We start from the raw sequence: 9,788 nt of genomic DNA on the forward strand, positions 1-9,788 counted from the left end.
CCGTACGCCCTTCCCGGCGCGTACGGGCCTTCGCCTTGCCCGCCCGCGGTACGGGTCCACCCGCGGTACGGACGTACGTACGCTCCCGGACCTGCGAGAACGCGAAAAGCCAGAGGCCCTGCCCACCGAAGTGGACAGGGCCTCTGGCGTACAGCTCCGAAGAGCGGTCAGATCAGCCGGATCGTCACTTGACGATCTTGGTGACCTGGCCGGCGCCCACGGTCCGGCCACCCTCACGGATGGCGAACTTCAGGCCCTCCTCCATGGCGACCGGCTGGATCAGCTGGACGGACATGGCGGTGTTGTCGCCCGGCATGACCATCTCGGTGCCCTCGGGGAGGGTCACGACGCCGGTCACGTCCGTGGTACGGAAGTAGAACTGCGGGCGGTAGTTGTTGAAGAACGGGGTGTGGCGGCCACCCTCGTCCTTCGACAGGATGTACGCCTGCGCCTCGAACTCCGTGTGCGGGGTGACCGAGCCGGGCTTGATGATGACCTGGCCGCGCTCGACGTCCTCGCGCTTGATGCCGCGGAGCAGCAGACCGACGTTCTCACCGGCCTGACCCTCGTCCAGCAGCTTCCGGAACATCTCGATGCCGGTGACCGTGGTCGTGGTCTTGTCCTGCTTGATGCCGATGATGTCGACGGTCTCGTTGACCTTGAGGATACCGCGCTCGATACGGCCGGTGACGACCGTACCGCGACCGGTGATCGTGAAGACGTCCTCGATCGGCATCAGGAACGGCTTGTCGACGTCACGCTCGGGCTGCGGGATGGCGCTGTCGACGGCCTCCATCAGGTTCAGGACCGACTGGCCCCACTCCTTGTCGCCCTCCAGCGCCTTCAGCGCGGAGACCTTGACGACCGGAAGCTCGTCGCCCGGGAACTCGTACTCGGAGAGGAGCTCACGGACCTCAAGCTCGACGAGCTCCAGGATCTCCTCGTCGTCCACCATGTCGGCCTTGTTCAGGGCGACGACGATGTACGGCACGCCGACCTGGCGGGCCAGGAGCACGTGCTCCTTGGTCTGCGGCATCGGGCCGTCGGTCGCGGCGACCACGAGGATGGCGCCGTCCATCTGCGCCGCACCCGTGATCATGTTCTTGATGTAGTCCGCGTGACCGGGGCAGTCGACGTGCGCGTAGTGACGGTTCTCCGTCTGGTACTCGACGTGCGCGATCGAGATCGTGATACCGCGCTGGCGCTCCTCAGGAGCCTTGTCGATCTGGTCGAAGGCCGAGGCCTCGTTCAGGTCCGGGTACGCGTCGTGCAGCACCTTGGTAATCGCCGCGGTCAGCGTCGTCTTACCGTGGTCGATGTGACCGATGGTGCCGATGTTGACGTGCGGCTTAGTCCGCTCGAACTTCGCCTTCGCCACTGGGGTCCTCCTGTGGAGTGGTTCTGGTACGCCTTACTTCATCGGCGCCAGGTGATCTTTGCTGGGGTGCCGTCCGCCGGGGCTTCCGCGGCATTCCTTACGGACTGCTGAGGAATGCCCCGGCATTCGGTTTCTAGCCTAAGGTGTGCGCCTCGTCCGTGCGGACGAGGTCACTCGCCCTTGGCCTTGGCGATGATCTCCTCGGCGACGTTCCGCGGAACCTCGGCGTAGGAGTCGAACTGCATCGAGTAGCTTGCGCGACCCGAGGTCTTGCTGCGGAGGTCTCCGACGTAGCCGAACATCTCCGACAGCGGAACCAGACCCTTGACGAGCTTGGCGCCGCTGCGGTCCTCCATGGACTGGATCTGCCCACGGCGGGAGTTGATGTCACCGATGACATCGCCCATGTAGTCCTCGGGGGTGGTGACCTCGACGGCCATCATCGGCTCAAGCAGAGCCGGCGACGCCTTGCGGGCACCTTCCTTGAACGCCATGGAACCGGCGATCTTGAACGCCATCTCGGAGGAGTCGACGTCGTGGTAGCCACCGTCGAGCAGTGTCACCTTGACGCCGGTCAGCGGGTAGCCGGCGAGAACGCCGAACTGCATGGCCTCCTGGCAGCCCTGGTCCACGGACGGGATGTACTCCCGCGGGATCCGGCCACCGGTGACCTTGTTCTCGAACTCGTACCCGTCGCCTTCGAGGGGCTCGATCGCCATCTGCACCTTGGCGAACTGGCCGGAACCACCAGTCTGCTTCTTGTGCGTGTAGTCGATGCGCTCGACGGCCTTGCGCAGCGTCTCGCGGTACGCGACCTGCGGCTTGCCGACGTTCGCCTCGACCCGGAACTCCCGGCGCATCCGGTCGACCAGCACGTCGAGGTGGAGCTCGCCCATCCCCTTGATGATGGTCTGGCCGGTCTCCTCGTCGGTGACGACCTGGAAGGACGGGTCCTCCTCGGCGAGACGCTGGATGGCGACACCCAGCTTCTCCTGGTCGCCCTTGGACTTCGGCTCGATGGCGACCTCGATCACCGGAGCGGGGAAGTTCATGGACTCCAGGATCACCGGCTGGGCCGCGTCGCAGAGGGTCTCGCCCGTGGTGGTCTGCTTGAGACCCATGACGGCGACGATGTCGCCGGCGCCCACGCCTTCGATCTCCTCACGCTTGTTCGCGTGCATCCGGTAGATCTTGCCGATGCGCTCCTTCTTGCCCTTCACGGAGTTCATCACCTGGGAGCCGGTCTCCATACGGCCGGAGTACACCCGGACGAAGGTGAGCTTGCCCAGGTGCGGGTCGCTCGCGATCTTGAAGGCCAGGCCGGAGAACGGCTCGTCCTCGGACGGACGACGCTTGATGACCTCGTTCTCGTCCTTGACGGAGTGGCCCTCGACCGCGTCGACGTCCAGCGGCGACGGCAGGTAGCGCACGACGGCGTCGAGCAGCGGCTGCACGCCCTTGTTCTTGAACGCGGTACCGCAGAACACGGGGGTGACCGTGACGGTGCCCTCGGCGCCGGTCGAGGCGATGGTGATGCGGCGGATGGCCTCCATCAGCTGGTCCTGGGTGGGCTCCTCGCCCTCCAGGTACAGCTCCATCATGGCCTCGTCGTTCTCGGCGACGGCTTCGAGCAGCTTGCCGCGCCACTCCTCGGCGGCCTCCGTGTGGGTGTCCGGGATGTCGACGGTGTCGTACATCTCGCCCTTGGCGGCCTCGGCGTTCCAGACCAGCGCCTTCATGGAGACGAGGTCGACGACGCCCTTGAAGTCGGCCTCGGTGCCGATCGGGAGCTGCATGACCAGCGGCACCGCACCGAGGCGGTCGACGATCATGTCGACGCAGCGGTGGAACTCGGCGCCGGTGCGGTCGAGCTTGTTGACGAAGCAGATACGCGGCACGCCGTAGCGGTCGGCCTGCCGCCACACCGTCTCGGACTGCGGCTCAACACCGGCGACGCCGTCGAACACCGTCACGGCACCGTCGAGCACGCGCAGCGAACGCTCCACCTCGACGGTGAAGTCGACGTGGCCCGGGGTGTCGATGATGTTGATGGTGTGGTCGACGTCGTTCAGCGGCCAGTGGCAGGTCGTCGCGGCAGACGTGATCGTGATGCCGCGCTCCTGCTCCTGCTCCATCCAGTCCATCGTGGCAGCGCCGTCGTGGACTTCACCGATCTTGTAGGAGACACCGGTGTAGAACAGAATCCGCTCGGTGGTGGTCGTCTTGCCCGCGTCGATGTGGGCCATGATCCCGATATTGCGGACCTTGGCCAGGTCAAGCGAAGTGGTGGCCATATGGCTCAGTCTTCTCTCGGTCTCGATGTGGGTAGCGACTACCAGCGGTAGTGCGCGAAGGCCTTGTTGGACTCGGCCATCTTGTGGGTGTCCTCACGCTTCTTCACAGAGGCGCCGAGACCGTTGGAGGCGTCCAGCAGCTCGTTCATGAGGCGCTCGGTCATGGTCTTCTCGCGGCGGGCGCGGGAGTACCCGACGAGCCAGCGCAGCGCGAGGGTGGAGGCGCGGCCCGGACGGACCTCGACCGGCACCTGGTAGGTCGCGCCACCGACACGGCGGGACTTGACCTCCAGGGCGGGCTTGATGTTCTCCAGCGCGCGCTTGAGCGTGATGACCGGGTCGTTGCCGGTCTTCTCGCGCAGTCCCTCCATGGCGCCGTAGACAATGCGCTCGGCGGTGGAGCGCTTGCCGTTCAGCAGGACCTTGTTGATGAGGGAGGTCACCAGAGGAGAGCTGTAGACCGGGTCAATGATGACCGGGCGCTTCGGGGCGGGGCCCTTACGAGGCATTCTTACTTCTCCTTCTTGGCGCCGTACTTGCTGCGAGCCTGCTTGCGGTTCTTGACACCCTGGGTGTCAAGCGAACCGCGGATGATCTTGTAACGAACACCCGGCAGGTCCTTCACACGGCCACCACGCACGAGCACGATGGAGTGCTCCTGCAGGTTGTGTCCCTCACCCGGAATGTAGGCCGTAACCTCGATACCGCTGGTCAGGCGCACACGGGCAACCTTGCGCAGGGCCGAGTTCGGCTTCTTCGGGGTGGTCGTGAAGACGCGCGTGCAGACGCCGCGGCGCTGGGACGAGCCCTCAAGCGCGGGCGTCTTGTTCTTCTCGACCTTGTCCTGCCGGCCCTTCCGGACCAGCTGCTGGATCGTAGGCACCGTTTCTCCGGTTTCTGTGTGCCGATCTCGATAAAACTAACCTGAGGCGCTTCTCCGACCCACGCGGTCGGGTGTGTCGCACACTCCATGCCGCGCCTCACACCGCGGAAAACGGTGGAAAGTGCTTAGTGGATCGGCGGCTTGTCCTCGATGTCCCGTACGGACGAGTGCACGCACAAGGACCCGGGCACACCCCAGGCACAAGGTCTGAGCGTACCTACCTCATCCACTTCGGTCAAAACAAATGCCGCTCGCCGGGACACGCCGGGCCATCGCCTTGCTTCCAGCGTCGCACACGGCTGTGAAGTCGGCCGTTTCCCCTTCCTCAGTCGTTCTCCTGCACTACGTTGACGCGTTGCGGACGAACATCGGTGAGCGTTGCGGGGGCACGGAGCCATGGGTGACACGTGGGGCGGCGACGGCGCTCTCGACGATCGGGTGCCCTATCTGGCCCGTCTCGAACACGACGACCGCGCCGCCCTCATCGCGCTCGGCCGCCCGCTGCGCTACGCATCCCGCGCCGTCGTCATCCACCAGGACGAGCCCTCCACCCACGTCCTGCTGCTCCTGCGCGGCTGGACCAAGGTCACCGCCTCCGCCGCCAACGGCTACGAGGCGCTGCTCGCCCTGCGCGGCCCCGGCGACATCCTCGGCGAGACCGCCGCCATCAGCGAACGCCCGCGCTCGGCCACCGTGACCGCCCTGGAGGACATCGAGGCCGTCGCCCTCGACCGCGAGCGGTTCACCGCCTACCTGGAGCACACCCCGCGCGCCGCCTTCCAACTGCTGCGCCTCACCTTCGACCGGCTGCACCACGGCGACCGCCGCCGCCTCGAATTCGCCGCGCTCACCGTGCGCGAACGCCTCGCCGTCCTCCTGCTGGACCTGGCCCGTACGCACGGCAGACGGACCGCCGAGGGCATCGAGCTGGCCGTCCCGCTCAGCCAGCAGGAGATCGCGGGCTCCGTCGGGGCCTCGCGCGAGGCGGTCGCCCGGCTGCTCAAGGAGTACCGGGAACGGCAGGCCGTCATCACCCGCCGCCGCACCCTCGTCATCGTCCGGCCCGAGCTGCTGCGGCGGACGGGGCGCGCGCTCTGAGTACCTCCCCCAACCCCCGGCCGCCCTTCTGTGCACACGGTCACACTCCGTCCGCGTCATCCGCCCTCCCGCGCCGGAGCGCCGACCGGCACTGTGCTGACCACCGGCCCCGACAGCGGCCCGCACCGAACAGCGAGAGGGAACCATGACCGAACCCGTCAACCGCACCATCCTGCTCTTCGACATCGAGAAGTTCGGTCAGCGGGACGACGTGGAGCAGACCTTCATGCGCCGCATGCTGCACACGGTCGTCGAGGACACCCTGACCGCCGCGGGCGTCGAGCCGACCGCGCAGCACCGCGAGGACCGGGGCGACTGCGTCATGGCGCTGATCAGCCCCGAGATCGCCAAGCCGCGGCTGCTGCGGGCGCTGCTGACGCAGACCCCCACCCTGCTGCACGCCGACAACCGGCTCGCCGCCGCCAGCGCGCAGGTCCGGCTGCGGATCGTCGTCGCGTCCGGCGAGGTCGCCCTGCATCCGCAGCCCGGCACGCTCGGCGGGGCCGTCGGGCACGATCTGAACCAGGCGTTCCGGCTGCTGGACGCGGAGCCGCTGCGGGCCGCGCTGCGTGAGCGGTCCGAGCAGAGCGTGCTGTGCGTCTCCGACTCCGTCTATCAGGGCGTGGTCCGCCATGGGCACCCCGGACTGCGGCCCGAGGAGTTCCACGAGATCTCCGTACGGACCAAGGAGGGCTCTCTTACGGGCTGGCTGTGCGGGCCCGTACCGGCGGGCCACGAGCAGCCGGAGCAGGAGCCTCCGCAAGCAGCCACGAAGCAAGCGGCCACGACGCGAGCGACTACAGCGGAGGCGGCCACGACGGAGGCGGCCACGGCAGAAGCAGCCGTGACAGAAGCGGCTGCGGCGGGAACGCCCGTCCCCGGAAGCGGCCCCGTCTTCGCCTTCAACGGCGGCTCCCCCTCCTTCGGCGGCGGCCTCGCCGGCGGCGACCAGCACGGCGTCAGCGGCGGCCAGGTCACCGGCGACGTCGTCATGGGCGGCAAGACCGAGATCTTCCACATGGCCCCCGCCGGTCCCGCGCACGCCTCCGGCGAGATCCCCCGCACCGAGCTGGAGCGGCTCGACGCCCTCTACGCCGACGGCCCCGGCTTCACCTCCGCGCTGGAGCGGCTGCGCGCCGAGCGCGTCCTCGTCCTGTCCGGCGGACACTTCACCGGCCGCCGCGCCGCCGCCCTGATGCTGCTGCACCGCCTCGGCGCCGGGGCCGTCCGCGCCCTGGACCCGGACACCTCCCCCACCGACCTGCGCGACCAGCTGACCGGCGCGCCCGGCTACGTCCTGTGCGACCTGGCCACCACCCGCACCCGGCCGCTGCGCGACAACCATCTGCTGGCGGCGCGCGAGAAGCTCGGCGCGGACGGCCATCTCGTGATCACCGTCGCGCCGGGAGCCTTCCTCGACGGCGTCGGCCCCGTCCCCTGGGAGCCGCCGCCCCCGGCCGACGTGCTCCGCGCCCATCTGCGCGGCCTCGTCGGCGCCGCGGACGCCGAGAAGCTGCTGGAGCTGGCGCCCGTACAGGACTTCCTCGGCCACCGGCACCAGCTGCGCGAGGTCGCCGGGTTCGCCGCCGAGGCCGCCCGGTACGGCCGTGAGGGCACCGGCCTCGACGAACTGGCCGCCTACAGCCAGTCGGCCGTCGAGAGCCAGGTGCAGGAGTGGCTGGGCGACGCCGAACTGCGCCTGCTCGACAAGGCGTTCCTCATCTCCCTCGCGGTCTTCGACGAGGCCCCCTACGCCCTGACGGCCGAACTGGGCGACCTGCTCTACGTCTTCCTCCAGGAGACCCAGCACCCGGACGCCGGCCCCGAGATCCCCGTCTTCGGCACCTCCGCCGCCGACCGCCTCCAGCTCGCCCGCGGCCGCGTCTACCGCAAGGACGAAGCCACCGAATGGGGGCCCGTCCCGCAGCGCATGGCCGCCTTCCAGGACCCGCGCACGGCGCTGCTGCTGCTCCGCGAGGTGTGGACCGGCCACCCGTCCGCCCGCCCCGCCGTCGTCCGCTGGATCCGGCGGCTGGCCGCCGACGGCCGCCCCCTGGTCCGTACCCGCGCGGCGGCGCTCGCGGCCACCCTCGCCGCGTCCGACCTGCCGTCCACCATGGCGCTGGTCATCCAGGGCTGGGCCGGCGCGCCCCGCTACCGCGACCGCCTCACCGCCGCGGGCGCCCTCACCCTCGCCCACTACCTGGGCACCCCCGCCGTCCCGCGCATCCTCCACTCCTGGTGCACCGGCCACGACGACCGGCGCCGCTGGACCGCCATCCGCGGGTACGCGCTGCTCGGCCCCACGTTCCCGGCCGAGGCCCTGGACGCGCTGCGCACGGCCGCGCGCCGCCCGGACATCGAGGAGCACGAGACCGACCACCTCGCGGACGCCGCCGAACTGCTGCTCCTGTCGGACACCGGCGGCGCGGTCCTCGCCGAACTGGTGGGCGACCTGACGGACACCCCCAAAGCAGTGCGCGAGCTCGCGCTGCGCTCGTTCCTGCGCGCCGCCCGGCGCACCGAGGACGACGACGGCCGCCCGCTGCTCCTGGCCTGGTACGAGCGGGCCACCGGCGAGCACACCGAGGACGACCGCCACCTGGCCGCCCTGTGGCGCGCCGCCCTCGCCGACCGTACGCACACCACGGCCGCCCTCGAAACGCTCCGCGACTGGGTGCGCGGCGCGGACACCGACCCCGGCGCGGAGCGCGCCCTCGCCGCGCTGCTCCCCGCCCTCGCCGTCACCTCCGCCGACCAGCAGCGCCTCGGCCATCTGCTGCGCACCCTGTCCGGCGCCGACGGCGGCCCGCCCCCGCCCGTCGCGGCCCGGCTGCTCACCACGTTCACGTCAGCTCACTGAAAACCGCCCCACCCGCAAGGAGATGAACCATGGCGGATTTCCACCGCCCGCCGGAATGGCAGCAACCCGCCGACCGGCACACGCAGTTGACCGATCCCGTCATCACCGTCCGGCAGCTCTCCCGCTTCGAGTACTCGACCCGCAAGCGCCTCAGCCGCATCGACCACGCCCTGGTCTTCGCCACCCCCGACGGCTCGTACGAGGCGTACCTCCCGCCGCACCGGCCGTCGCGCTCGGAGGTCATGAGCCGCCGCTACACCGCCATGTACGAGGTGGACATGGGCGTCCACGCCGTCCATCTGGAACTGGCGCTGCCCAGCGACATCGACGCCTTCGAGTTCGGCGCGGTCATCGACCTCAGCTGGCAGGTCGAGGACCCCGCGCGGTTCGTCGAGAGCCGTGAGCGCGATGTGCCCGCCCTGCTCACCCGTCAGCTCCAGCAGCTGCTGCGCTCGGTCAGCCGCCGCTACCCGGTGGAGCGGAGCGCCGAGGCGGAACGGGCCGTGCAGGACGCGGTCGACTCCAGGGGGCCGTTCGGGGCCGACGCCGGGCTGCGGGTGGGCTGCGCCGTGCGGCTGCGCCTCGACGACGACGCCATCGCGCACCAGCGGGAACTGCGCACCATCCGGTACGCGGAGGAGGTCCTGGACCCCGGCCACGCCCTGCGCATGCGGCGGCAGCGGCGGGAGCACGAGTTCGAGGTGGAGCGCGCGCAGCAGGAGCAGGAGCTGAACGCCCAGAAGATCGCCTTCTACCAGTACCACCTGGAGCAGGGCGGGGTCGCCGCGTGGGCGCTGCACCTGGCGCAGCACCCCGAGGACTCCCGGCTGGTGATGGAGAGCATGCGCGCGGACCAGCTGGAGATGATCCGCAATCAGATGCATCTGGCGACGGAGGTGATGAAGGGGAACGGGCTGGAGGAGTACCAGATGGAGGAGCCGAAGAAGCTCGCGCTCAAGGTCGTCAACGACATCCTCAACCAGCGGCTGCCTGGCGTGCCCGCCGCGCCGCAGGCCCCCGCGCCGGGTGCGCGGGAACCGCGGGAAGCGCTGCGATCGGGAGAGCCCGAGCAGCCGGGACAGCAGCAGCCGGGGCCGTACGCGCCTCCGCAGCCGTACGCGCCCCCGGGCCCGTACGCGCCGCCCGTACCGCCTGTCCCGCCCGTACCGCCGCAGGCCGGCGCCCAGCAGGACGCGCCGCGGCAGGAGACGCCACAGCAGGCGCCGGCCGACGGCGTCCCGCTCTCGAAGCCGCACCCCCGCCACTGACCAC

Annotated in this window: 7 protein-coding genes; 3 read left to right on the forward strand and 4 right to left on the reverse strand. The window is 69.8% G+C overall.

All coding sequences use genetic code 11. The features are described from left to right. Positions 1-184: 184 nt before the first annotated feature. The 4 genes from tuf to rpsL form a co-directional block, all read right to left on the reverse strand. On the reverse strand, positions 185-1,378 hold the full coding sequence (gene tuf / locus ACFU99_RS02575) for an elongation factor Tu (protein ID WP_384384641.1): 1,194 nt from the start codon (positions 1,376-1,378) through the stop codon (positions 185-187). A gap of 170 nt (positions 1,379-1,548) precedes the next feature. Then, a complete protein-coding gene (fusA, locus tag ACFU99_RS02580) occupies positions 1,549-3,672 on the reverse strand; it encodes an elongation factor G (protein ID WP_384384644.1) in 2,124 nt (707 codons plus the stop codon). Positions 3,673-3,710: 38 nt separating this feature from the next. Beyond that, the gene (gene rpsG, locus ACFU99_RS02585) at positions 3,711-4,181 is read right to left on the reverse strand and encodes a 30S ribosomal protein S7 (RefSeq protein ID WP_030890786.1); all 471 of its coding nucleotides are present in this window, start codon (positions 4,179-4,181) and stop codon (positions 3,711-3,713) included. A 2-nt stretch (positions 4,182-4,183) separates the two neighbouring features. Continuing rightward, a complete protein-coding gene (gene rpsL / locus ACFU99_RS02590; RefSeq protein ID WP_030890788.1) occupies positions 4,184-4,555 on the reverse strand; it encodes a 30S ribosomal protein S12 in 372 nt (123 codons plus the stop codon). A gap of 396 nt (positions 4,556-4,951) precedes the next feature. Here rpsL and ACFU99_RS02595 point away from each other — a divergent pair, with 396 nt between their 5' ends. The 3 genes from ACFU99_RS02595 (at position 4,952) to ACFU99_RS02605 (ending at position 9,784) form a co-directional block, all read left to right on the forward strand. Beyond that, positions 4,952-5,653 carry a Crp/Fnr family transcriptional regulator gene (locus ACFU99_RS02595; protein WP_384384647.1) on the forward strand — a complete coding sequence of 234 codons (702 nt, stop codon included), beginning with the start codon at positions 4,952-4,954 and terminating at the stop codon, positions 5,651-5,653. Between the two features lie 145 nt (positions 5,654-5,798). Beyond that, the gene (locus ACFU99_RS02600; protein ID WP_384384650.1) at positions 5,799-8,516 is read left to right on the forward strand and encodes a hypothetical protein; all 2,718 of its coding nucleotides are present in this window, start codon (positions 5,799-5,801) and stop codon (positions 8,514-8,516) included. Between the two features lie 29 nt (positions 8,517-8,545). Next, positions 8,546-9,784: a PE-PGRS family protein gene (locus ACFU99_RS02605; protein WP_384384653.1), complete on the forward strand. Its 1,239-nt coding sequence runs from the start codon at positions 8,546-8,548 to the stop codon at positions 9,782-9,784. The last annotated feature ends 4 nt before the right edge of the window (positions 9,785-9,788 follow it).

Source organism: Streptomyces sp. NPDC057654 (genome assembly GCF_042800135.1).
In the GTDB taxonomy this organism is placed as follows: Bacteria; Actinomycetota; Actinomycetes; order Streptomycetales; family Streptomycetaceae; genus Streptomyces.